Origin of the sequence: Mesorhizobium sp. ES1-6, from assembly GCF_020164775.1 — a bacterium.
Classification (GTDB): domain Bacteria; phylum Pseudomonadota; class Alphaproteobacteria; order Rhizobiales; family Rhizobiaceae; genus Mesorhizobium.
In genome coordinates, this window is record NZ_JAIUGU010000004.1 from 436,621 (window position 1) to 460,166 (window position 23,546).

General features: G+C 63.9%; 24 protein-coding genes. 12 read left to right on the forward strand and 12 right to left on the reverse strand.

Annotated elements, in window-relative coordinates:
- Window positions 1-1,071 carry a Gfo/Idh/MocA family oxidoreductase gene (locus LB564_RS14105; RefSeq protein ID WP_224538563.1) on the forward strand — a complete coding sequence of 357 codons (1,071 nt, stop codon included), beginning with the start codon at window positions 1-3 and terminating at the stop codon, window positions 1,069-1,071.
- A 103-nt stretch (window positions 1,072-1,174) separates the two neighbouring features.
- Here the strand turns inward: LB564_RS14105 and LB564_RS14110 are convergent, their stop codons facing one another.
- The 3 genes from LB564_RS14110 to LB564_RS14120 are packed head-to-tail and all read right to left on the reverse strand — an operon-like array spanning window position 1,175 to window position 3,068.
- Window positions 1,175-1,981, reverse strand: a complete 807-nt coding sequence (locus LB564_RS14110) for an SDR family NAD(P)-dependent oxidoreductase (protein WP_224538565.1) — start codon at window positions 1,979-1,981, stop codon at window positions 1,175-1,177.
- Window positions 1,978-2,832, reverse strand: coding sequence for an NAD-dependent epimerase/dehydratase family protein (locus LB564_RS14115; RefSeq protein WP_224538567.1), 855 nt, complete (start codon window positions 2,830-2,832; stop codon window positions 1,978-1,980). The genes LB564_RS14110 and LB564_RS14115 overlap by 4 nt, the downstream gene beginning before the upstream one ends.
- A gap of 38 nt (window positions 2,833-2,870) precedes the next feature.
- Window positions 2,871-3,068: a hypothetical protein gene (locus LB564_RS14120; protein ID WP_224538570.1), complete on the reverse strand. Its 198-nt coding sequence runs from the start codon at window positions 3,066-3,068 to the stop codon at window positions 2,871-2,873.
- Here LB564_RS14120 and LB564_RS14125 point away from each other — a divergent pair.
- The 3 genes from LB564_RS14125 to LB564_RS14135 are packed head-to-tail and all read left to right on the forward strand — an operon-like array spanning window position 3,067 to window position 5,539.
- A complete protein-coding gene (locus LB564_RS14125; RefSeq protein ID WP_224538573.1) occupies window positions 3,067-3,711 on the forward strand; it encodes a cysteine hydrolase family protein in 645 nt (214 codons plus the stop codon). The genes LB564_RS14120 and LB564_RS14125 overlap by 2 nt on opposite strands.
- A gap of 44 nt (window positions 3,712-3,755) precedes the next feature.
- Entirely contained in the window at window positions 3,756-4,304 is a 549-nt protein-coding gene (locus tag LB564_RS14130) for a MarR family winged helix-turn-helix transcriptional regulator (protein ID WP_140705221.1), read from the forward strand.
- Window positions 4,305-4,345: 41 nt separating this feature from the next.
- Window positions 4,346-5,539 carry an amidohydrolase family protein gene (locus LB564_RS14135; protein ID WP_224538575.1) on the forward strand — a complete coding sequence of 398 codons (1,194 nt, stop codon included), beginning with the start codon at window positions 4,346-4,348 and terminating at the stop codon, window positions 5,537-5,539.
- Between the two features lie 58 nt (window positions 5,540-5,597).
- Here the strand turns inward: LB564_RS14135 and LB564_RS14140 are convergent, their stop codons facing one another.
- Together LB564_RS14140 and LB564_RS14145 are read right to left on the reverse strand one after the other, a co-directional pair.
- On the reverse strand, window positions 5,598-6,182 hold the full coding sequence (locus LB564_RS14140) for an amino acid synthesis family protein (RefSeq protein ID WP_224538577.1): 585 nt from the start codon (window positions 6,180-6,182) through the stop codon (window positions 5,598-5,600).
- Window positions 6,179-6,763 (reverse strand): amino acid synthesis family protein, encoded by a 585-nt coding sequence (locus LB564_RS14145; protein WP_140705215.1) that lies wholly within the window; start codon window positions 6,761-6,763, stop codon window positions 6,179-6,181. The genes LB564_RS14140 and LB564_RS14145 overlap by 4 nt, the downstream gene beginning before the upstream one ends.
- 254 nt (window positions 6,764-7,017) lie before the next feature.
- Here LB564_RS14145 and LB564_RS14150 point away from each other — a divergent pair, with 254 nt between their 5' ends.
- From LB564_RS14150 to LB564_RS14175, 6 genes are all read left to right on the forward strand, one after another.
- Entirely contained in the window at window positions 7,018-8,022 is a 1,005-nt protein-coding gene (locus tag LB564_RS14150) for a BMP family protein (protein WP_140705213.1), read from the forward strand.
- 103 nt (window positions 8,023-8,125) lie between these two features.
- The gene (locus LB564_RS14155; RefSeq protein ID WP_224538710.1) at window positions 8,126-9,694 is read left to right on the forward strand and encodes an ABC transporter ATP-binding protein; all 1,569 of its coding nucleotides are present in this window, start codon (window positions 8,126-8,128) and stop codon (window positions 9,692-9,694) included.
- Complete coding sequence (locus tag LB564_RS14160) at window positions 9,691-10,731, forward strand: ABC transporter permease (RefSeq protein WP_140705209.1); 1,041 nt, start codon at window positions 9,691-9,693, stop codon at window positions 10,729-10,731. The genes LB564_RS14155 and LB564_RS14160 overlap by 4 nt, the downstream gene beginning before the upstream one ends.
- Window positions 10,719-11,705, forward strand: coding sequence for an ABC transporter permease (locus tag LB564_RS14165; RefSeq protein ID WP_140705207.1), 987 nt, complete (start codon window positions 10,719-10,721; stop codon window positions 11,703-11,705). The genes LB564_RS14160 and LB564_RS14165 overlap by 13 nt, the downstream gene beginning before the upstream one ends.
- Window positions 11,706-11,715: 10 nt before the next feature.
- Window positions 11,716-12,729 carry a nucleoside hydrolase gene (locus LB564_RS14170; protein WP_140705205.1) on the forward strand — a complete coding sequence of 338 codons (1,014 nt, stop codon included), beginning with the start codon at window positions 11,716-11,718 and terminating at the stop codon, window positions 12,727-12,729.
- A gap of 11 nt (window positions 12,730-12,740) precedes the next feature.
- Window positions 12,741-13,673 (forward strand): nucleoside hydrolase, encoded by a 933-nt coding sequence (locus LB564_RS14175; RefSeq protein WP_140705203.1) that lies wholly within the window; start codon window positions 12,741-12,743, stop codon window positions 13,671-13,673.
- Here LB564_RS14175 and fghA read toward each other — a convergent pair.
- The 7 genes from fghA to LB564_RS14210 all read right to left on the reverse strand — a co-directional run bounded on the left by fghA (window position 13,670) and on the right by LB564_RS14210 (window position 20,254).
- On the reverse strand, window positions 13,670-14,527 hold the full coding sequence (fghA, locus tag LB564_RS14180; protein WP_224538579.1) for an S-formylglutathione hydrolase: 858 nt from the start codon (window positions 14,525-14,527) through the stop codon (window positions 13,670-13,672). The two genes, LB564_RS14175 and fghA, sit on opposite strands and share 4 nt — an antisense overlap.
- Before the next feature lie 148 nt (window positions 14,528-14,675).
- Window positions 14,676-15,236, reverse strand: coding sequence for an FMN reductase (gene msuE / locus LB564_RS14185; RefSeq protein WP_140705201.1), 561 nt, complete (start codon window positions 15,234-15,236; stop codon window positions 14,676-14,678).
- 199 nt (window positions 15,237-15,435) lie between these two features.
- A complete protein-coding gene (locus LB564_RS14190; RefSeq protein ID WP_140705199.1) occupies window positions 15,436-16,455 on the reverse strand; it encodes an NADP-dependent oxidoreductase in 1,020 nt (339 codons plus the stop codon).
- 26 nt (window positions 16,456-16,481) lie between these two features.
- Window positions 16,482-17,807: an LLM class flavin-dependent oxidoreductase gene (locus LB564_RS14195; RefSeq protein WP_140705197.1), complete on the reverse strand. Its 1,326-nt coding sequence runs from the start codon at window positions 17,805-17,807 to the stop codon at window positions 16,482-16,484.
- A 152-nt stretch (window positions 17,808-17,959) separates the two neighbouring features.
- Complete coding sequence (locus LB564_RS14200) at window positions 17,960-19,075, reverse strand: alkene reductase (protein WP_140705196.1); 1,116 nt, start codon at window positions 19,073-19,075, stop codon at window positions 17,960-17,962.
- Window positions 19,076-19,107: 32 nt separating this feature from the next.
- Complete coding sequence (locus LB564_RS14205) at window positions 19,108-19,398, reverse strand: ArsR/SmtB family transcription factor (RefSeq protein WP_140705194.1); 291 nt, start codon at window positions 19,396-19,398, stop codon at window positions 19,108-19,110.
- Between the two features lie 136 nt (window positions 19,399-19,534).
- Window positions 19,535-20,254 (reverse strand): Crp/Fnr family transcriptional regulator, encoded by a 720-nt coding sequence (locus LB564_RS14210; RefSeq protein ID WP_140705192.1) that lies wholly within the window; start codon window positions 20,252-20,254, stop codon window positions 19,535-19,537.
- A gap of 570 nt (window positions 20,255-20,824) precedes the next feature.
- Between LB564_RS14210 and LB564_RS14215 the strand changes: the two genes are divergently transcribed.
- A complete protein-coding gene (locus LB564_RS14215; RefSeq protein ID WP_140705188.1) occupies window positions 20,825-21,796 on the forward strand; it encodes an SDR family oxidoreductase in 972 nt (323 codons plus the stop codon).
- 10 nt (window positions 21,797-21,806) lie between these two features.
- The gene (locus tag LB564_RS14220; RefSeq protein WP_224538581.1) at window positions 21,807-23,519 is read left to right on the forward strand and encodes an HAD family hydrolase; all 1,713 of its coding nucleotides are present in this window, start codon (window positions 21,807-21,809) and stop codon (window positions 23,517-23,519) included.
- Window positions 23,520-23,546 lie beyond the last annotated feature (27 nt).

A 23,546-nucleotide genomic window follows, 5' to 3' on the forward strand; every position in this document is an offset into this window, starting at 1 on the left:
ATGCAGGATCGCGTCATTGGCGTTGGCGTCATCGGTTGCGGCGAGATCGCCCAGCTGATGCATTTGCCGTATCTCATGGAATTGCCGGGGTTTCGCATCGCCGCTTTGTGCGACATCTCGCCGGGCACGGTCGCCAAGGTCGCCGACCACTATGGCATCGCCGCGCGCTATACGGACCATCGCGCCCTGCTCGCCGATCCCAATGTCGATGCGGTGGTGATCTGCACCTACGACCATGGCGAGATGGTCGCCGACGCGATCCGTGCCGGCAAGCACGTGATCGTCGAGAAGCCACTCGCGTTTACGCCCGACGAGGCACGCCCTCTGGTCGAGCAGGCGGAGCGCAGCGGCCTCGCTGCCCTTGTCGGCTACATGAAATTTTACGATCCGGGCTATGAGGTCGGCCTGGAGCACATTGCCGCCATCGGGCGGCCGAAGTCGATCCATGTCCATGATTTCGCCGGCCGTTTCGACCGCTATGGCAAGCTCTACACGCAGATCCGGGTCACCGACGTTCCAACCGACGTGCTTGCGGCGGGGCGCGATGCGGTCGCGCGGCGCGTCGAGGCCGCACTCGGTGCCGATCATGCCGGCTACCGCGACCTCTATCTGCTGCTGCTTGGCCTCGGCAGCCACGACCTTGCGGTCATGCGCGGCGCCTTCGGCACGCCCGATCGCGTGGTCCATGCCCAGCAGACCGGTCCGAACCAGTTGCTGGCCGTGCTCGACTATGGCGGCGTCCCTTGCCTCTTCGACATGGCGCTCGCCCAGTATGAGTGGTGGGACGAGTGGATCCATGTGCATGGCGAGCGTGACGAAGTGCGGATCGAATTCCAGAACCCCTATTACCGCAATGCCTCGGCAACGGTGCGCCTGCGTGAGGCAACAGGCGAAACGGCGTCCGAGCGCGTCATACCAGGTCTCCCCGACACCTCGTTTCGCCGGGAATGGCAACACTTCGCCGATTGCATCCTGGCCGGAGCAAAGCCACGCACGCCGCTTTCAGGCGGTCTCGCCGATCTCGACCTTGCCGTCCAGATCATCCAGGCGATGCCGCCAAAGCGGCTTTAGAGCCGTTCAGCGTTTGGTGGAATTGCTGAACCGCTCTAACCCTTTGTTTTTACGCAATTCCGGACGGAAAACCGTTATACACTTTTCCTGGAATTGCTCTAGACTAGCGATACTTCGGAAACACGCCGCCGGCCGGGGCATTGGCCCAGCTCTGCAAGGTCTGGCCGCCGTCGATCAGCCAGTCGACGCCGGTGACGTGCCTTGCCTCGTCGGAGGCGAGGAAGGCGACCGCGGCCGCGACATCCTCCGGCTGGCCGATCCGGCGTAAGGGAATCCGGTCGGCGAAATGCTGGACGCCGCTCTTGAAATCGCCGTCGCCGGAAGCCGGTACGCCGAGCGTCGTCTCGATGACACCAGGACAGATAGCGTTGACGCGGATGCCGTAGGGCGCGGCATCGAGTGCGGCGACCCGCGTCAGCCCGACCACGCCATGTTTGGAGGCGACATAGCCGGCACCGCCTGACAGCACGTCCCATCCGGCCATGGACGACCCCATATTGACGATCGAGCCGCTGGTTCCAGCCTTGATCATGGCCTGGAGCGAGGCCTGCAGGACAAGGAAGATACCGCGCAAATTGATGCGGATGATGGTGTCCCAATCCTCCACCGGCAGCTCGTGCACGGGAGCGACGACACCGGAAATACCGGCATTGTTGAACACCACATCCAGCCCGCTCAACGCCTCGACGGTCGTTTCGACAGCGCCGCGCACGCTGTTCTCGTCTGTGACGTCGGCTTCGATGGCGATGATTTTTTCGCCAAGCGAGCTTGCCAGTTGCCGTGCCGCCAAGCCGTTGCGGTCAACGATGGCGACCCGCGCGCCTTCGTCGAGGAAACGCCGGACCGCCGCACTGCCGATGGCGCCGGCGCCGCCGGTGACGAGGACTTTCTTCTGGTCGAACCGTTTCATCCCTGGGTCTCCGGCTTTGGATAGGACCGCCATGAATGCTCCGGCTCGAAGCCGATCGTTTCGCGCGCATGAGCCGTATCGAGCACCGAACCGAAACCGGCGATCGGCCGCGACAGGGGGACAGCTGGATAGACCCGGCGCACGAGCGGCCCGGTTTCCTCCTCCATGAAGGTGTCGGCGGCGCTGAGCAGCACGCGCAGATGGCCTTCACCTAGCCATTCGAGTGCCCGCAGGAAGCCCTGTCCGGCATCGCGCGCGTCGAGATAGGCCCACAGGTCACGGGCGCTGTCGGCGGTGGCGCGGCGCGGACCGACGCTGGCGAAAAAAGAGTCTGGTGTCTGGATCCACGGCATGCGGATGCTGACCGCCGAAAAAGCGCCGCGGCGCACCGCCGCGTCGACGATCTCCTCGCCCAGCCATTTCGACAGGCCGTAGGGGTCCTGCGCGCCGACCGGGTGGTTCATATCGACCGGCAGATAGGGCGGAATGACCGCCTTCTCGAAGAAGGGATAGCCGAAGACGCTGAAGGACGAGGCATAGACGAAGCGCCTGGCGCCGGCCAGGGCGGCGGCCTCGACGACATTGTAGGCGGTCGTGATGTTGGTCTTGAACACCTCGCCGCCGGCTCGCCCGGTGGGCCTCGGGATGGCCGCCACATGCACCACGGCATCGCAATCGCGCACCAGCTGCAGGGTGGATCCCAGATCCGTCAGGTCGGCGGTGAAGTGCCGCCATGCGCCGCTGGCCGGCGCCACCACATCGATGCCCAGCACATCGTGGCCGGCCGCGACCAGGGCCTCGGCCACGTGGCGGCCAAGCAGACCGCTGGCCCCAGTGACGATTGTCTTCATATCATGGCCCTCGACCCGACAAGACAGGCGATTTGATATCATTGATGGTCATACAAATCGAGCACATGATTGCCATCCCTTGTCAAGGGCATGTCGCGCCGGACAAATAGCGCATACGCTGGTGCGAGCGGCGCGCGCCAGGCTGGCGACCACAGCTTTGCGTCGAACGGGATTGACTTGGCACCCGCCAAGGTTTTTTGTATGAGCATCAACGATCGACCAAAGGAGATCGCCATGGCCGTGGACGTTTTTTCCTCACACAGGCACGACGACACGGTGCGCCTCGATCGGCATCGTGCGGCGATCATCGTCATCGACATGGTCAATGAGTTCTGCAAGCCCGGCGGGGCCATGGTCCTGCCGGGCTATGAGACGCTGGTCGCACCGCAACTGGCCGTCATCGAAGCCGCGCGCGCCGCCGGCGTCCCGGTGATCTGGGTTCACGACGCGCACCGGCCGGGCATGCGCCGCGAGCGCGAGTGGGTGAAGCGCACGCCGCATTGCGTGGAAGGAAGCTGGGGACCGGAAATCATCGAGGACCTCGGCGCCCGCGATGACGAGATCCACGTCATCAAGCGGCGCTACTCGGCTTTCTTTCAGACTGATCTCGACCTGACGCTCAAGGACATGCAGGTCGACCAGCTGGTCATCTTCGGCGTGGTCACCAACATCTGCGTGCGCTCGACCGTCCACGACGCGTTTTTCCAGGGTTATGAAGTGGTGGTGCCGAGCGATTGCTGCGCGGCGACAGGACCGCGTGAGCAGGAAAGTTCGCTCTACGACATAGCGACGCATTTCGGCGTGGTCAGCGATTCGGCCGACGTCGTCGCGGCGCTTCGCGACGGGACTTCGCTGCAACCGGCTGAAGTCGCGGCTTGAGCCCCGGTATCGGCAGCATCCAAGACAGCCAACAGGAGTCCGGTTTGACGACCGAAAAGAAATCCGAGAGAGACGCGACACCGAAGCGGCAGCGCGACAAGGCGGCGCCGTTGAGCCGCGAGCAAGTGCTGCAGCGATACGCGGACACCGGATACGCGTTGGACCTCCACCCGGCGCACGTCATCCGCAAGGCGCATCAGCGCGCGACGCTGCGTTTCCAGCAGGTGATGGCCGGCGAAGACCTTTCACCGACCCAGTTCGCGGCGCTCGCCACCATCCTCAAACATGGCGAGGTCTCGCAGAACCATCTCGGCCGGCTGACGGCGATGGACCCGTCGACCATCAGCATTGTGATGCGCAAGCTGCTCAAGCACGGCCTGATCACGCGCAGCGCTTCCGACACAGACCAGCGCCTGTCGATGATCGCCCTGACCGAGAAAGGAACCGAATACACGCTCGAGCGGCTGGAACGCAGCGTTGAAGTCGGACGGCGCTTCCTGTCGCCGCTTTCACCCGCCGAGCAGGCGACGTTGCTCCGACTGCTCACGCGCATCAACGACGACAATCCATCGAATGGCGACAGCGGCAAATAGGCCGCGTCCGGACTTTTCCATAGCAGCAGAAGTGAGACCCGATGTCGTCCGACCCCAAGTCGCCTGCCAACACGCTCGTCGTCCGCAACATCGGCCTGATGCTGAGCGGTGACCTTTCAAAACCGATCATCGATGCCGACACCATTGTCGTTGCCGACGGACGCATTTCCGCCATCGGCAAGGCCAGCGAGGTCGACAGCGGCAGTGCGGCGACGATCATCGACGCGATGGGCTGCGCCGTGGCGCCGGGGCTCATCGACAACCATGTCCATCCGGTCGCTGGCGACTGGACGCCCAGGCAGAACCAGATCGGCTGGATGGATTCGACCGTGCATGGCGGCGTCACGTCCATGATTTCAGCGGGAGAGGTCCACACACCGGGCCGCCCACGTGATCTTGTCGGGCTGAAGGCGCTGGCGATCGCGGCGCAGCGCACCTTCTCCAACTTCCGGCCTAACGGCATGAAGATCCTGGCTGGCGCCCCCATTCTGGAACCGGGCCTGGTCGAGGAGGATTTCCGTACCCTCGCCGAGGCCGGCGTGACACTTGTCGGCGAGGTCGGGCTTGGCGGCGTCAAGGACGGTCCGACCGGCCGCCAGATGATCGGCTGGGCGCGCAAATACGGCATGACCTCGATGACCCATACGGGCGGCCCGTCCCTGCCCGGCTCCGGCCGCATCGGCGCCGATGTCGTGCTGGAGGTCGACGCCGACATCGTGGCTCACGTCAATGGCGGACCCACGGCACTGCCGGAAGCCGAGATCCGGCAGATCTGCGAGAACGGCTCGCGCGCGCTGGAAATCGTCCACAACGGCAATCTGCGCACCGGCCTATTCGTGCTCGACCTGGCAAGGCAGCGCGGCGAACTTTCGCGCGTCATCCTCGGCACCGACAGCCCGGCCGGATCGGGCGTGCAGCCGCTCGGCATCCTGAGGACGCTGACCATGCTGGCTTCGCTGGGCGGTATCGCCCCGGAAGTGGCGTTCTGTCTTGCCAGCGGCAACACGGCGCGCGTGCGCGGGCTGGCTGACCGCGGCATCATCGAGGTCGGCCGCGCCGCCGATCTGATCTTCATCGATCAGGCGATCGGCGGCGCCGGCGAAGGGCTGCTCGACAGCGTGGCGCTCGGCAATTTGCCGGGCATCGGCATGGTGCTCATCGACGGCGAGGTGCGGACCGGTCGCAGCCGCAACACCCCGCCGGCGATGCGGGTGCCGGAAGTCAGGGCTGCCTAACGACGTTTGGGCATACAGATGGAGAACCTCCGCGAAGGTCCTCCGCAATTGCGCTGGATTAGCTCACGCCGTCCTTGCCGACGATCTTGTCCGTGGTCAGCCCACCGACGCGCGGATGCGGCCTGCCTGAATCGGTGACGGCGATGGCGATGACGATCTCGTCGGCGCGCGGTGCATCGGGAACGCGAACCTCCATGCCGTCGAAATGGCTGCGCACCCTCGCCGCGTCCTTGTGGCCGAGCGGAATGTCGAGCGGCACGCCGAGCCCGCCGCGCTTCTTGGAGGAGGGAATGAGCGCGGCACCCTTGCCGAGCACATCACGGAACGGGGCGCCGAGCTGTGGATGGAGGGTGGCGGCGGCATGTTCAAGTTCGCCGTCGGCGCCGACGGCGGCGGCCTTGCCGAAGCTCTCCACCTCACCGCCGGCGATGCCGAGAGCGGCGACGGCACGTCTGGGCAAGATGTCGCCCAACGCCTCGCCAACGGCACTAAGGGCCGACAGATCCTCGACAAAAGTGCCGGCATAAGGGTTACGGATCACCGCTATCGCCGCGGCGCGCCGCGTTGGCGGATCGACGGGGCGGCCGCCTTCGATCAGGGTTTCCTCGACGATGGTGATGATGCGGCGGATTTCCGGGCTCATCGCAATCCATCCTCGCCCTTGATGTCGGCCGCCGCCAGGCCGCCGACGCGTGCGTGGACACGCGCACCGGTGGTCATCGCCAGGATGACCGCCATCTCGTCGCTGCGCGGCGCGTCGCCGACGCCGATCTCGATGGCGTCGAAATGGCTGCGCACATAGGAGGCGTTTATGTGCGTGATCGGAATGTCGATGCGGGTTCCGGGGCCACCGACCTTCTTGGTCGAGGGCACGATAGCCCTAGCGTTGCCGAGAAGTTCGCGCATCGCGTAGCCGCCCGGATTGTGCCAGAGCGCACCGTGTTCGAGTTCGCCGGCGGCGCCGACGACGGCACCTTTGCCATAGCCTTCGATGGCCGCGGTCCCCTCGCCCATGGCATCGATCAGGCGCCGCGCCATTTCGAGGCCGAGCGGCTTCAGATCCTCCATGAATCCGGTGATCTCCTCCACGTAGCGCCCGGCGAAGGGGTTGGCGATGACGGCCACGATCGCGCCGCGCTTGGGCGGGCGCGCCGAAAGCGGGCCGCCCTCATGGAAGATTTCTTCGACCTGAACCAGAAATTTCCTGACCACAACAGCCGGCATCGCGCGTATCCTTCGTCCCGTCACTCATGAAAACTCGTTAGAGTATCAACAATTATGCATCACCGGTGTTTGTCAAGCGCCGACACCGACGATGCAGGGAAAGCCGCAAGAAAACTGCACCGGAGGGCGATTGACAGCCTGTATGACCGCTCATAAACTCATATGACCATCAACGAACTCGCCGGTATTCCGGTAATATGTGGGGATGGTCAAGGCGTGGCTTCAAAAGCTGAAAAAAGCTGAAGGGGAATGATATGACAAGGGCGCTCAAGAGTTTATTTCTGGCCGGCACGATGCTGGCCATTTCGTTGGGATCGGCCGCCGCACAGGCCAAGGTTTCCGTGGCCGCCATCTCGGGATACTTCGCGCAGGGCTTTGGCGTTTCGATCGTCAACGGTCTCAACAAGGCCAAGACCGATTTCGGCATCGACCTCAAGCTGGTCGACACCGGCAATCGCGCACTGGACTATCAGGAGCAGTTCGAAAACCTTGCCAAGGGCAAGCAGTACGACCTCATCTTCGTGATGGGCTGGGAGCTGGTGGATTCGCTGCAGAAGGTCAGCAAGGAATATCCCGACCAGCGCTTCGTGTTCATCGACGGCGTGCTCGACAATCCCAACATGATCTACGCCAACTTCGCCGAGGAGCAGGGCTCCTTCATCGCCGGCGCGCTGGCCGGCATGATCGAGGCCAAGGGCAGCGAATTTCCCAAGATCGGCGACGGCAAGGCGATAGGTTTCGTCGGCGGCCGCGACATCCCGGTGATCCGCAACTTCCTTGGCGGCTACGAACAGGGCGCCAAGCATGCGGCGCCAGATGTGAAGGTAAACTCCGTGTTCGCCGGAACCTTCGACGACCCGGCCAAGGGCAGCGAGCTTGCCCAAGCGCTTTACGGCCAGGGCTCCGACATCGTCTACAACGTCGCCGGCCCAACGGGTGAAGGCGTGATGCAGGCAAGTGCCGCCGCCGACAAATATTCGATCGGCGTCGACATCGACATGTGCGGCACGGCTCCCGGGAATGTGCTCGGCAGCATGCTGAAGCGCGGCGACATCGCCGTCTACACGCTGATCAAGGACGAAGTCGGAGGCCACAAGGTGACTGCCGGCACCCGCACGTTCGACCTCGCTTCGGGCGGCGTCGAGTTCAAGGTCTGCGACGATATCGCCGCCAAGATCCCAGCCGACGTGACCGCCAAGCTGGACGAGATCAAGAAGGGCATCGTCGACGGCAAGATCGCGATCGCGAAGGCGAAGTAGGCAGCAACAGCGCATCCCTCCCAAGAAAGCGCTACGCTGATCCGCCGCGGCTTGCCGCGACGGATCAGCGTCCAGTTTATCAGAGCCCCCAATCTGGGAGAGCATCGTGTCGAACGCGCCGGGGTCACCGCCCCCCCAAAACACTGCCGCGATGGCCGTCGAGCTGGCTGCCATCACCAAGCGTTTTGGCGCCTTCATCGCCAATGACGGCATCGACCTGGCCGTGCGCCGGGGCGAAATTCACGCCATCATCGGCGAGAACGGTGCCGGCAAGACGACGCTGATGAACATCCTTTTCGGCCTGCTCCAGCCGGACGAAGGCTCGATCCGGTTGAATGGCGAGACGACCGTGGTCGCCGACCCTGCCGCCGCCATCAAGGCCGGGCTTGGCATGGTGCATCAGCATTTCAAGCTGGTGCCTTCGCTTTCGGTCGCCGACAATGTCTTTCTCGGCATGGAAATCCGCCGTCACGGGCTGATCGATCATGCGGCGCAGATCGCGCGCACGCATGAGCTCTCGAAGCGTTTCGGGCTGCATGTCGACCCCACGGAGCGCGTCGGACTGCTCTCGGTCGGAATCGAGCAGCGCATCGAAATCCTCAAGGTTCTGGTTCGCGGCGCCCGCATCATCATCCTCGACGAGCCGACCGCCGTGCTGACGCCGCAGGAAAGCCGCGAACTGTTCCAGACGCTGCGCAGCTTCGTGGCCGAGGGCATGACGGTGATCTTCATCTCGCACCATCTGGAAGAGGTGATGGAGGTGTCCGACACGGTGACGGTGCTGCGCAACGGCAGAAAGGTGGCGACCCGTCCGACGTCAGAGCTCAGCAAGGACGAACTGGTGCGCATGATGGTCGGCCGCGAGGTCAGTTTCGACCGCCGGCCGCGCGCCCAGTTACACGGCGACGCCGTCCTCGAGGTCAAGGATCTTTGGGCGCGCGACGACCGCCGGCTGCCGGCTGTTCGCGGCGCCAGTTTCACGGTTCGTGCCGGCGAAGTGGTGGGGATCGCGGGCGTGGCCGGCAATGGGCAGACGGAGCTGGCGGAGGTGCTTTCGGGCCTGCGGCCGGCAAGCCACGGCGAGGCATGGCTCAAAGGCCAGGATCTCACCACGCTTTCGCCGGCCGCGATACGCGAGACGGGTCTTGCCCATGTGCCGGGCGACCGGATGGTGCGCGGAGTCGATCGCAACGCATCGATCGCGGCAAACACGCTGATGGGCCGCCAGCATCGCGGTCCGTGGAGCCGCGGCGGCGTGCTCGACTGGAAGGCGATCGCCGGCAACGCCGGAGCGCTGATCAAGAGCTTCGACATCCGTGCCCAAGGGTCCGGCGATGCCGTCAAGCGGCTGTCGGGCGGCAATATCCAGAAGGTCGTGCTGGCGCGCGAGTTCACCAACGGCGCCGACTTCCTGCTGATCGACCAGCCGACGCGCGGCGTCGATATCGGCGCCCAGGAGGCCATCCATGACGAGATCATGCGCCAGCGCGCGGCCGGCCGTGCGATCCTGCTGATTTCCGTGCAGCTTGACGAACTGGCCGCACTTGCCGACCGCATCCTGGTGATGTTCAACGGGCGGATCATGGGCGAAGTCGCCGGCGACGATGCCGACGAGGACCGGATCGGCATGATGATGGCGGGCGTATCGCCTGAGCTGGAGCCCGCACAATGAGTGACCGTTTGCGCGCCGTTTCCGGTCAGGTCATCGCCGTAGGCGTTGCGTTGCTGCTGGGGGCGATCATCATCCTCATGGTCGGCGAAAGCCCGGTCCGTGTCCTGATGACGCTGCTGCGCGGCGCTTTCGGCGACCAGGAAAAGATTGCCGGCACCTTGCTGCAGACGACACCGATCCTGATCTGCGGCGTCGCCGCCTGCATCGGCCTGCGTGGCGGCATGTTCAATGTCGGCATCGAAGGCCAGCTTTTCCTTGGCGGATTTGCCGCCGCCTGGGTCGGCTTCAGCTTTTCCCTGCCCGCGGGCATCCACACGCTGGCAGCACTGGCGCTCGCGATCGTCGCGGGCGCTGCCTGGGTTGCCATCCCCGCCTATTTCCGTGCCCGCTACAACACCAACGAAGTGGTCTCGACGATCCTGTCGAACTACATCGCCGTGCTGCTCACTTCCTACTTCACCATCTTCCTGTTCAAGCGGCCCGGCGGTTGGTCGGAGACGCCACCGATCCTGGCCACAGCCTATCTACCGGAGATCTTTTCATTCTCGCGGCTGAACTGGGGGCTGGCGATCGGTCTGCTGCTGGCGGTCGGCGTCGCGCTGGTCTTCCGCTACACCAGTTGGGGTTACGGCGTCACCATGGTTGGGTCGGCGCCGAAATTCGCCGAATATGGCGGCGTCAACGTGAAACGGCAGGGCTTCATCGTGCTGCTGCTTTCGGGCGCCGTCGGCGGGCTGGCCGGCGGTGTCGAGACGCTCGGCGTGCATCACCGGTTCATGGAAGGCTTCGCGCCCGGCTTCGGCTTCGACGGGCTGATCGCGGCCCTGCTCGCCAACGGCTCGCCGGTTGCCACCATCGTGACGGCGCTGTTCTTTGGCGCGCTGCGCAGCGGGTCGCTGCTGCTCGAGGTCGACACCAGCGCCTCACGCGAAATCATCACCGTGATCCAGGCGCTGATCATTCTCAGCGTATCGGCGCAGGTTCTGATCAGGCGCCGCGGCGACAGCCAGGCGGGGGAGCGGCGATGGAAATTCTAGACAAGCTCATCAACGTCGCGCTCATCGCGGCGACGCTGCGCACCACCGCGCCCATTCTCCTGGTGGCGCTCGGCGGATCGTTCACCACCAAGGCCGGCATCTTCAACATCGGCCTCGAGGGCCAGATGCTGGTCGGCGCCTTCTTCGCCGTCATCGGCTCGATCTGGACGGGTTCGGCCTTCGCGGGGGTTGCCTGTGGCGTTGCCGCGGCCCTTGCCTTCGCGCTCGCCTTTGCCGTTTTGGTGGTGACGTTCCGGGCCAATGAAGTGGTCGTCGGGCTGGCGCTCAACATCCTTGCCGGCGGCATGACGATCTCGCTGATGAAAGCGATTTTCGGCACGCGCGGATCGATCGTCGGTCACGGCATCGTTGGCCTGCCCAAGGTGCAGATACCCGGCGCGCAGGCACTGCTCGGCTCATGGGCACCACTGATCTCGGGGTTCACGCCAATCGTCTATGTCGCCTTCATCGCCGTGCCGCTGCTGGTGCTGTTCTACAACCGCACCCGGCTCGGGCTCTACATCCGCGTCGTCGGCGAAAAGCCCGAAGCCGCCGAAGCGCTCGGCATCTCGATCACCCGCGTCCGCTACATCGCCTCGCTGCTGTGCGGTTTGCTGGCGGGACTGGCGGGCGCGCATCTGTCGCTCGGCTACATCACCATGTTCACCGAGAACATGTCCTCGGGTCGCGGCTTCATGGCGGTGGCGATCCTGATCTTCTCCAATGGCGACCCGCTGAAGGTGCTGGCCGGCTGCCTGCTGTTCGGCTTCGCCGATGCCTTCTCGCTGCGCCTGCAGACCTTCGGGTTTCCGTCCTACCTGGTGCTGACCGTGCCCTATGTGGTGGCGCTGACGGCACTGTTCGCGCTGTCCTACCGGGCGCGGCCAAAAATCATCAAGGAGACGCTGGCGTCGATGCAGAAACTCTTGTCGGTGGACAGGAACAGCGCCCCGGTCGACAAAAATCCGCAATGAAGGAACTCTCATGGAAAGCATAATCCTCGACGTGGATTCTGCCGGCGACGACATTCTGGCCGTGCTGTTTGCCGCGGCGAATCCCAATGTCCGGCTCGAAGGCGTGACCACGGTTACAGGTGCCGCAGGCCCGATCGAGCAGGTCACCAATGTCGTGCTCAACACGCTGACGCTGGCCGGGCGCGACGACATTCCGGTTCATGCCGGCGCCTGGCGGCCGATCGTCGGCAATTCGAAGGCCGACATGGAAGCGCCGGTCCATTTCGAGAAGCGGCTCGTTGCCCGCTTCGGCGACCGGCTGAAGAAATTCAATCCGCCGGCGCCGACCCCGTCACGCCAGGCGACACCGGGGCACGCGGTTGATTTCATCATCGAGACGGTGATGGCAAACCCCGGCGAGATCACGTTGGTGACGACGGGGCCGCTGACCAATGCGGCGATGGCGCTGCTGCAGGAGCCGCGCCTGACGGGCGCGCTGAAGCGGCTCCTGGTGCTTGGCGGCAACTTCCAGACGCCGGGCAACATCACGCCGCTGTCGGAGTACAACATCTGGGCCGATCCGGAAGCCTCGCGCATCGTGCTCAACGCCGACGTCGACAAGATCCTGGTGCCGCTCGACATCTGCGAGGACAACCGCGTCGCCGCCTCGATGCTGACGCGCGACGACATCGCCGACATGCAAGCCGTGGCGCGGAAGAATTCCGTGCTGGAGATGATCGCCGACAGCTTTCCGATCTACATCGACATCTGGCGCGAATTCTTCGATCTCGTCGGCTTCCCGATGGATGACGTCATCACCGTGGCGCTGGCTTTCGACCCTGCCCTTGCCACGATGACCGAACCGCTCTTCGTCGACGTCGTGCTGGACGGGCGCCTCGCTCGCGGACAGACGGTTGCCCATCGCGGCCGGCAGTTGCTGCCCGGCGGCGGTCCGAAGACCACCCGCATCTGCACCGATCTCGACGGCCGCCGCTTCCTGGACATCTTCAAGCAAACCATCGCGCGCTACGAACAAGCGGCGTGAGGACCGACAAAATGACCATTGCAACTCCCATCCTGTTCGACTGCGACCCCGGCCACGACGACGCCATTGCGCTGGTCATGGCGCACCGCTCTCCGGCCATCGAATTGCTTGGCGTCACCACGACATGCGGCAATGCCGAGGTCGAGAAGACGACCGCCAACGCCTTGCGCATCCTCGAATATATCGGCGCCGGCGACGTGCCTGTCGCTCAAGGGTGTCACCGTCCGCTGGCGCGGCCGCTGGTGCTCGGCACCGCCGATGGCCCGAGCGGCCTCGAGGGCTCGCCCTATCTGCCGCAGGCCACGATCAAGCCGGTCGACCAGCACGCTGTCGACTTCCTGGCCGACAAGCTCCGTGCCACGCCGGAACCGATCCTGGTCGTCGCCACCGGACCGCTGACCAATATCGGCCTGATGATCCTCAAGCATCGCGATGTGCTGCCCAAGATCAAGGAACTGATCTGGATGGGCGGAGTGTTCTATCGCAAGAGCGAGATCATCACGCCGACGGAATTCAATGCCTTCTGCGACCCGGAGGCGCTGAAGATCGTGCTGGACAGCGGCGTGCCGATCCTGATGGTCGGCCTCGACGTCACCATGCAGGTGCTGATCGAGGCGCCGCAATATGCCGAACTCGCCACGATCGACACGCCGCTCGGCAAGCTCGTCAACGACTGGCTGCTGTTTTACGAGAAGCTGCACCGCAACTCGATGGGTGTCGGCGGCGCCATGCACGACCCGCTGGCGCTGGCGCTCGCCATCGACCCGACGCTGGTGCGCACGCGTCCGGCCCATATCGGCGTCGATCTGTCGGGCACCTATGCTTTCGGCGCGACGGTTGCCGATTTCTGGGGCGAGCGCGGTGAAAAGGACAATGCGCGCATCGCCCACGAAGTCGACGCGGACCGCTTCTTCAAGCTGATGTTCGACCTGCTGCGGGATTAGACCTCAGCATCCAACAATCTTTGGGCGTGCCATTTCAGATGGTCGTCCATGAATGTCGAAATGAAGAAATAGGAGTGATCGTAGCCGTCCTGCATGCGAAGCGTCAGCGCAACGCCGGCCTTGGCGCAGGCCGCCTCCAGCAGCCACGGCCTCAGCCCGTCATCGAGGAATCCATCCGATGTTCCTTGATCGACGAAGAATTCCGGGAAGCGGTGACCATCCTCGATGAGCAAGGTGGCATCGTAGCGTCGCCATGATTCCTTGTCCGCGCCGAGATATTTCTCGAAGGCCGGCTTCGACCAGCCGGCGGTGCTCGGCTGCACGATCGGCGCGAAGGCCGAGCAGCTCTTGAAGCGTTCGGGTTTCCTCAGTGCTATCGTCAACGCGCCATGCCCGCCCATCGAGTGGCCGAAGATCGCCTGACGCGTCATGTCGGCCGGAAATTCCGCCGCGATCAGCGCCGGCAATTCCTCGGTAACATAGGAATACATGCGATAATTCCTGGCGAAGGGTTCTTGCGTCGCATCGAGATAGAAACCGGCGCCGCAGCCGAACCGCCAATTGTCCTTCTCGTCGGGGACGTCGGCGCCACGCGGGCTGGTATCGGGACAAACGACGATCAGGCCAAGCTCCGCGGCCATCCTTCTGTACTCGCCCTTGTCCATGACATTGGCGTGGGTGCAGGTGAGGCCGGAGAGATACCAGACGACGGGGCAAGGCTTTTCACGGGCCTGCGGCGGCACGAACACGGCAAAAGTCATGTCGCAGGCGCAGGCATCCGAAGCATGGGAATAGACGCCCTGCACACCACCATGCGATCTGGCAGCGGAGATGACTATCATCCGATCCGACATGTTTCTTCTCCGCCAACGTGATTCACCGCCGCTTGTCTACGGCATCGGCCGTGACCACGGCAACCTTGGCGGATTGGAGATCGCGTCCCGGGGCCGGTGCGATCGATCGCCGGCGCCTCAAGTGCGAGGTGGATATTTCCGGAGCGCACTATTCGGCGGCGATCCTGGCGCGCTGCCGTCCGAAGAGCGCCACGCCGACATCGTCCACCGCGAGGCCGACGCGGGCCCGGATCGCCTCGGATGCCAGCACGCCGTCGACGAAATCCTTCTCCGAGGCGTAGACGGCCGTCGGCAGCGTAAAGGCTTCGAAGAAGCCGAACAGAGGCCGCAGCTGATGCTCGACGATCAGCGCGTGGCGGTCACCGCCGCCGGTCGCTGCCAACAGCACCGGCTTGCCCTTGAGGGCCGCCGGGTCGACGAGATCGAAGAAATGCTTGAACAGACCAGTATAGCTGCCCTTGTAGGTGGGCGAGCCGACCACCAGCACATCGGCGGCCAGGATCCGCTCGAGAACGGCGCGAGCCTGTTCGTCCAGGTCGCGCGTCCCTTTGGCATTGCCAAGGCTGGGACCGAGATCGACGACGTCATGGGTGCTGGCGGAGAGGCCGTATCGCCCGGCGATCTCGGTCACGATATGGTCCACGAAGCCGCGGGTCTTTGAGGGCCGCGTGAAATTGCCGGAGAAGCCGACAATGGCCGAATTGGTCATGATGGATGCCTTGTTCCGTGTTCGAACCGGTTACCAGAATGTCCATAGTTTTTATAGACATTGCTGCTGAACGAAAGGAATTGATGGTCGCCATTGGACGAATTCGGAGAAGATTTTTCTTCCAGGGGGGCCGCCCTTAAAGAAGGCGATTTGCGGTTCCGGCAGCCACCTCCGTGAATGGCCCGATCCCGGGAGATGACTATCCGGCCACCCGCACGATGAGCTTGCCGAAATTCTTTCCTTCGAGAAGCCCCAGAAAAGCCTGCGGCGCATTCGCTATGCCGTCCACGATATCCTCCCGGTACCGCACACGTCCGGACGCTATCCATTCGGCCATCTCGCGATAGAAGGCTGGGCGCTGATCGACAAACTCGCGCTGGATGAAGCCCCTTATCGTCAGGCTGCGATGCAGCACCTGCTGCATCAGCACCGGCAGCCGGTCGGCGCCGGTATCCACAGGGATGTTGTACTGCGCGATCAACCCGCAGACCGGCACGCGCGCAAACTCGTTGAGCAGCGGAAACACCGCGTCCCATACAGCACCTCCGACATTCTCGAAGTAAACGTCGATGCCTTCGGGACAGGCAGCCTTCAGCTGCTCGGCAAAATTATCGGCGCGGTGATCGACGACCGCGTCGAAGCCGAGTTCCTGGCGCACGAAAGCGCATTTTTCGGCGCCGCCGGCAATGCCGACCGCACGAGCCCCCTTGATGCGCGCAATCTGCCCGACAGCTGATCCGACCGCGCCGCTGGCGGCAGCCACGACGACGGTCTCGCCGGCCTTTGGCCGTCCTATGGTGAGCAGGCCGGCATAAGCTGTGAAGCCCGGCATGCCAAGCACTCCGAGCGCGGTGGTGACGGGCGCCGCCGCAGGATCGAGCTTGCGCAGCCCGACGCCGTCGGACACGGCAAAGCTCTGCCACCCCGAGTGGGACAGCACGATATCGCCTTCCGCGAAGCCGGCATGGCGGGATTTGACGACACGCGCCACCGTGCCGCCCTCCATCACGCCGTCGATCTCGACCGGCTTGGCGTAGGAGCTGGCGGCGTTCATGCGGCCGCGCATGTAGGGATCAAGCGACAGATAGAGAATCTGCAAGAGCAGTTCGCCCTCCCCCGGCTCGCCGATGGCGACGGACTCGACGCGGAAATCGCTCGGTTTCGGCCGGCCTTGCGGCCGCGCCGCAAGCACGATGCGGGTGTTCGTCAGCGTCGTCATTGCCCTAGCTCCCCTCGAATGACGTCCTACCCGAAGAACCGGTTGGGAGGCCGTTTCAGGCCGAGATTCTCGCGCAGCGTCGATCCCTCATATTGCTGCCTGAATATGCCCCGTCGCTGCAGTTCGGGCACGACCTTCCCGACAAAATCGTCAAGCCCGGCAGGCAGGTAGGGAAACATGATGTTGAACCCGTCGGAGCCCTCGGCGACGAGCCATTCCTCCATTTCGTCGGCGATGGCCTGTGGCGTGCCGACGAAGGCTAGGCCGGAATAACCGCCCAGCCTTTGCGCCAGCTGCCTGACGGTGAGCTTCTCCTGGCGCGCCAGTTCGATGACGCGCTCACGGCCGCTCCTGCTGGCGTTGGTTTCGGGGATTTCCGGCAGGGGCGCGTCCGGGTCGAAGCCCGACGCATCATGCCCGAGCGCGATCGACAGCGAGGCGATGCCGCTTTCGTAATAGACGAGACTGTCGAGCCTGGCCCGCTTGGCCTGTGCTTCCTCGGCGCTGTCGCCGACGATGACGAAGGCTCCGGGCAGGATCTTGATGTCGTCGCGCGAGCGGCCGAGTTTCTGCGCCCGGCCCTTGACGTCGGCAAAGAAGCGCTGTCCGGCGGCGAGGTCGGCATGGGCGGCGAAAATGACCTCCGCCGTCTCGGCCGCCAGTTGCCGTCCGGCTTCCGACGCGCCGGCCTGGACAATGACCGGCCAGCCCTGCACCGGCCGCGCGATGTTGAGCGGGCCCCGTACTGAAAGATGCTCGCCCTTGTGATCCAGCACATGCAGCCTGGCCGGATCGAAATAGAGCCCGCTTTCGGCATCGCGGATGAATGCGTCGTCGGCAAAGCTGTCCCACAGGCCGGTCACGACATCATAGAACTCCCGAGCCCGCCGGTAGCGCTCGTCATGCTCGACATGATCGTCGAGACCGAAGTTCAGCGCCGCGTCGGGATTGGACGTGGTGACGATATTCCAGCCGGCGCGGCCGCCACTGATATGATCGAGCGAAGCGAAGCGGCGCGCGACATGATAGGGCGCGTCGAAGGTCGTCGATGCCGTGGCGACCAGCCCGATATGATCGGTGACGGCGGCCAGGGCCGATAGCAGGGTAAAGGGTTCGAACGACGTCACCGTATGGCTGCGCCGCAGCGCTTCGATCGGCATGTTGAGCACGGCCAGATGATCGGCCATGAAGAAGGCGTCGAACTTCGCCGCCTCCAGCGTCTGGGCGAAGCGCTTCAGATGGGCGAAGTTGAAATTGGCATCGGGATAGGCGCCGGGATAACGCCAGGCGCCTGTGTGTAAACTGACCGGGCGCATGAAGGCGCCGAGCCGCAACTGCTTCTTGTGTGTCATGGGCTACGCATCCGGCCGGTATTGCTCAAATTATCGCGCCAACGGCTTGCCGATCCACAGAGATCGCCTTGCCCGAAGGGTCGATCGGCCGAAGGTCCGGCACGGCGGGATCGACCGCTATCCGCCGGATCTTCGGCTCAGTCGGCAAGCCGCTATGCCGCTGTCGGATAGTCCGTATATCCCTTCGAACTGCCTCCGTAGAATGTATTGCTGTCAGGCGCGTTCAACGCGGTGCCCTGCCGCAATCTGCCGACGAGATCGGGATTGGCAATGAACAATTTGCCGAAGGCAACCAGATCGGCACGCCCCTCCTTCACGGCAGCTGCCGCGAGTTCCCTGTCATAGCCATTGTTGACCAGCCAGGCGCCGGCGCCGCCCGCATCGCGATAGGCCGCCTTGAAGGAGGCGTAGTCGAACGGCCGCTCGCCCTGCTGGAAATCGCGCGCCCCGCCCGTGGCGCCTTCAACGACGTGGACATAGGCCAATCCATGGCGGCCAAGTTCCTTGGCCACGTGTTCGAACAAGGGCTGGGGTTCTGGATCGGAGGAGTCGTTTGCCGGCGTCACCGGCGAGAGCCGAATGCCAGTCCGGCCGGCGCCGACTTCAGCGACGACCGCCTCCACCACCTCGAACAGGAAGCGGGCACGGTTCTCGATCGAACCGCCATAAGCGTCGGTGCGATGGTTGCTGCCCGAACGCAGGAACTGGTCAAGAAGATAGCCATTGGCCGCGTGGATTTCGACGCCGTCGAAACCGGCGACCTCGATTGCCGCCTTCGCGGCGCGCCGGAAGTCCTGCACGATGCCCTGGATCTCGCTTTCCTCCAGTGCCCGCGGCTCCGACGTCTCGGCAAAGCTGCCGCTGCCGTCCTCCGCGACCAGGAAGGTCTTGGACTTCGCGCGTATCGCCGACGGCGCGACAGGCTTGCCGCCACCCGGCTGCAGCGATGTGTGCGAAATGCGGCCCACATGCCAGAGCTGAACGACGATCTTGCCGCCTTCGGCGTGCACGGCGTCGGTGACCTTCTTCCACCCGGCGAGCTGTTCGGGCGCGTAAAGACCCGGAACGTTCGCATAGCCTTGGCCCTGATGCGAGATCGCCGTCGCTTCCGTCACGATCAGGCCCGCCGTCGCCCGCTGGCGGTAATAGGTGACGGACAGATCACCCGGAACCGCGTTCGGCGAGCGGTTGCGCGTCAGCGGCGCCATGACGATGCGGTTGGCAAGGGCGAGGTCGCCGGCCGCAATCGGGTCGAAAAGTGTGGTCATCGGATGCCTTTCATTCTCAAGCAAGTGCAAGTTCAGATATCGGAGAGCGAAGCGCGGAAAGCGGCGATCGTTTCATCGTTGCGCTTGTAGAAAACCCATTGACCGAGGCGGCGCGTGGTCACCAGATCCGCCGATGAAAGCGTGGCGAGATGGGCCGACACGGTCGATTGCGAGAGACCGCAACGCTCGAACTGACCCGCGCAAACCCCCATCTCCAGAGGATGTTCCTGGCTGGTGAAATGCTTTTCCGGCTCTCTCAGCCAGTTCAGGATTTCGCGCCGAACCGGATGGGCCAGTGCCTTCAGGATGGCATCGTGATCCATGGACTTCCTATATCGCCAACAGCCGATATTTATATCGCTCCCATGCGATGTGTAAGGAATGGCATTCTGTTTTTGGACGCTGACGCGGAACACTCGCCCTGCCGAGACAGCCGCAGAGGCCGAACCAGCCTCGTGATCATCTGGGCTCGCGTCGCATGCTGAGATAGGTCGGATCGAACTCGGCTATAGTCATCAGCCGCTCCCAGTCGAGGATCGTGACCATGTGGCTCGTCCAGCCGATGGCGCCAAGGTTGCGCAGCGCACCGATGACCCGGTTCATATGAACCACCGAAAGGCCGAGGACGTCGGCGAGTTCCGCCTGCGACAGCGGCAGCCGAAAGGTCATGCCTCTTGTGTGCTTGACCACCTGAAGCCTGACGAAGAGCTCGCACAGCAGGTGCGCCAGATGCGCGGTCTTGGAACGGCGGCCCATGGCCACGATCCATTCCCGGTGGATGGCGCCGTCGACCAGCGTGTCCAGCCACAGGAGCCGGGTCAGGTGCGGCGCCTGCTCGGTGATGGCGCGCAATTTGCTGTGGTCGGCCGCGATCACATGGCATGGCGATAGCGCGATGATGCCATGGTCCATGGTCTTCAGGAGGAAGGCATGCAGATCGACGAAATCGCCAGGTACCTGCAAGGAGGTGAATTGCCGGCCACCATCCTCCAGCACCTTGTAGCGCGCGGCGAGGCCATCGACGATCAGCGTGCTGTAGGTCGGCCGGGAGCCTTCCACGACGATGTCTTCGCCGGTGGCAAAGTTCCTTTCAATCGACATGGCTTCGGCGAGCTGCGCCTTCTCTCCATCCGAGAGGGCGTCGTGCTGACCAAGGTTCAGATAAAGCGCTTCGAGCATGCGAGGGGCCGATCCGGGGTTCGGGCTCAACGTGCCAGGCCATCAGGTGGTTGCAGCCGTTGCACGCGACGGCGACCGTTGGCGAAAAGGGGTGACCATAACCGTTTGTTCGGAACCTGATCGCCCGGCGGCTGTTTTCCGTTCAGCCACAAACGGAGGAAGCCATGGCACGCGACAGAACCGAATATGAAACCGGCGCGCGGAAGTATCCCGCCAGGACCGGCCCGGATCCGAACGATGATTTCTCGTCTGACGCAGCCGGCAACAAGCCGCCGGCAGGCGGAATGGGGCTTACGCGACCGGCGGACCAGACAAATGAAGAGACACATCAGTCAGAAGGACAGAACCCGCCTCGCAAGGCGACACCCAGCCCCGCAACGGAGAAGACATCCGGCGCGGGCCCGGCGATCTCCGAGCATTCGAAGGACGCGAAGGCTCCAAGGTCGGGCCGCCAACCCGGCGCCTACGTCAAGGACTGACAAGGGCGTGCGGCGATACCCCTGACTGCCTATGCGTCGCGCAGACCCGTCGTCTGCCGCGCGTGAACTCTCTTTAGCCGAGGTCAAGACCATGCAGACGAAGTCACAAACGGGCGGTGAAGCCGCCAAGCAGCGCCATATCCAGCGCGGCATCGATGCCAAGGACAAAGCCAAGCGCAATGGCAAGGTCGAGCACGCCATGCAGGCTGGCGCGCGGGCCTATCCCGAGCCACCCTTTCCCAAGCAGCATCACGCCAAACCCGGGCACGAATGGGCGATCGAGCCAGCCCCGCTCTATGATGCGCCCTATTATCTCGGATCGCGCAAACTCGAGGATAAGGTGGCCCTCATCACAGGCGGCGATTCAGGCATCGGCCGCGCGGTGGCGGTTTTGTTCGCCCGCGAAGGCGCCGACATCGCGATCGTCTACCTGGCCGAGGACAGGGACGCCGAAGAGACGAAATCCGCCGTCGAAAAAGAAGGCCGGCGCTGCATTCTGATAAAGGCCGACGTCAGCGAACGGCAGGATTGCCACGATGCCGTGGCGGCCACGGTCAAGACATTCGGCCGCATCGACGTGCTGGTCAACAACGCCGCCTTCCAGATCCATTCCAGCGACTTCGGCGACCTGACCGAAGAACATTTCGACACGACGCTGAAGACCAATCTCTACGGCTATTTCCATATGGCGCAGGAAGCCGTGCCGCACATGAAGCCGGGTTCGGCGATCGTCAACACCGGTTCGGTTACGGGCATAGACGGCTCGAAGCAGTTGGTCGACTATTCGATGACCAAGGGCGGCATCCATGCCTTCACCCGTGCGCTTTCGGGCAATCTCATCGCCAAGGGCATCCGGGTGAACGCGGTCGCGCCCGGTCCGGTGTGGACGCCGCTCAATCCGTCCGACAAGGAAGCCGACGACGTCTCGAAATTCGGCGCCGACACGCCGATGAAACGGCCGGCACAACCGGAGGAACTGGCTCCCGCCTATGTGTTCCTCGCCTCTGCGCATTGCTCGAGTTACATCACCGGCGAAATCCTGCCGATCGTCGGCGGCTATTGAGGTCGGCGCAATGTATTTCATTGCCCTGGCGACGGATTATGACGGAACGCTCGCGCATGACGGGACTGTTTCAGGGAAGACGCTCGCCGCGCTGGAGCGGTTCAAGAAAAGCGGCCGCAAACTGCTTCTGGTGACCGGACGCGAATTGCCCGACCTCAAGCGCGTGTTTCCCGAGATCGGCCTGTTCGACAAGGTCGTCGCCGAGAACGGCGCCCTGATCTACACGCCGGCGAGCGAAGAGGAGCGGGTGATCTCGCCGTCGCCGGAGCCCAAATTCGTCGCCGGACTGAAAAAGCAGGGGGTGAAGCCGCTTTCGGTGGGACGGTCGATCGTCGCCACCTGGGAGCCACATCAGGCGACCGTGCTCGACGTCATCAAGAAGATGGGGCTCGAACTCGAAATCATCTTCAACAAAGGCGCGGTGATGATCCTGCCGAGCGGCGTCAACAAAGCCACCGGGCTGGCGGCCGCGCTCGAGGAACTTCGCCTGTCGCCGCACAATGTGGTGGGTGTGGGCGACGCCGAGAACGATCATGCCTTCCTGCAGGCCTGCGGCTGCAGCGTTGCGGTCGACAATGCCATTCCCGCGGTCAAGAGCACCGCAAACCTGGTCACGCGCGGCGCACGCGGCAAAGGCGTCGAGGAACTGATCGACAAGCTCATCAAGCGCGACCACGGGATTGTGCCGAAGCGTCATGACGGCATTGTCCTGGGATCGTCGGGTGGCGATGACATCTATCTGTCGCCAACCGAAACCGTGCTCATCGCCGGCAGTTCGGGCATCGGCAAATCCACGCTGGCCACGGCACTGACGGAACGCTTCGTCGAGAGCCGGTTCCAGTTTTGCGTCTTCGACCCCGAGGGCGACTATGATGGCCTCGAGGGTGCCGTTCGGCTGGGGGACGGATCGAGCGCGCCGACAAAGGCGCAGGTGCTGGATCTGATCGCCAAGGCCGACAGCAATGTCGTCGTCAACGGGCTGGCGCTGCGTGTCAACGAACGGCCCGATTTCTTTGCCGACCTGCTGCCTGGCCTCGGCAGCTTCCGCCGCCGCACCGCAAGGCCGCATTGGCTGGTCATCGACGAGGCGCACCATCTTCTTCCGAAGCGGCGCGACGACACGCGCTCGGTGCTCTCCCTGGAACTGCCGGGCACGATCCTGATCACCGTCCATCCCGAAGCGATTTCGACCGACGCCCTGCGTCTGGTTACGGCCGTCATCGCCCTTGGCCCGAAGGCGAAGGACGTGGTGAAGGCCTTCTGCCGCGAGACCGGCATCGAGGCGCCCAAGGACATTCCCACCCCGAAGGGCTACCGGGTTCTGTTCTGGCGGCCGGGAGCGGGCAAGAAAATCAAGACGGTCAAGGTGATCGAACCTCGCCAGTCGCTCAAGCGCCATAGCCGCAAATATGCCGAGGGCCAGCTCGACGAGACCGGCAGCTTCTATTTCCGTGGTCCCGACGACGCGATGAACCTGAGGGCCCACAACCTGATGATCTTTGCCCAGATGGCCGAAGGCATAGACGACAAGACCTGGGAGTTTCATCTGCGCGCGGGCGACTATTCGAAATGGTTCCGGCAGCAGATCAGGGATAAGGACCTCGCCCGCGAAACCGCCGAGGCGGAAAAGGACAGCAAGCTCTCGGCCGAGGAGAGCCGCAAGCGGGTTCTGGATGCTGTCCGCCGGCGCTACACGGCACCCGCGACGGCGCCCGAGGCGTAACAGCCGGCCACGGTCCTGGGCGATGTC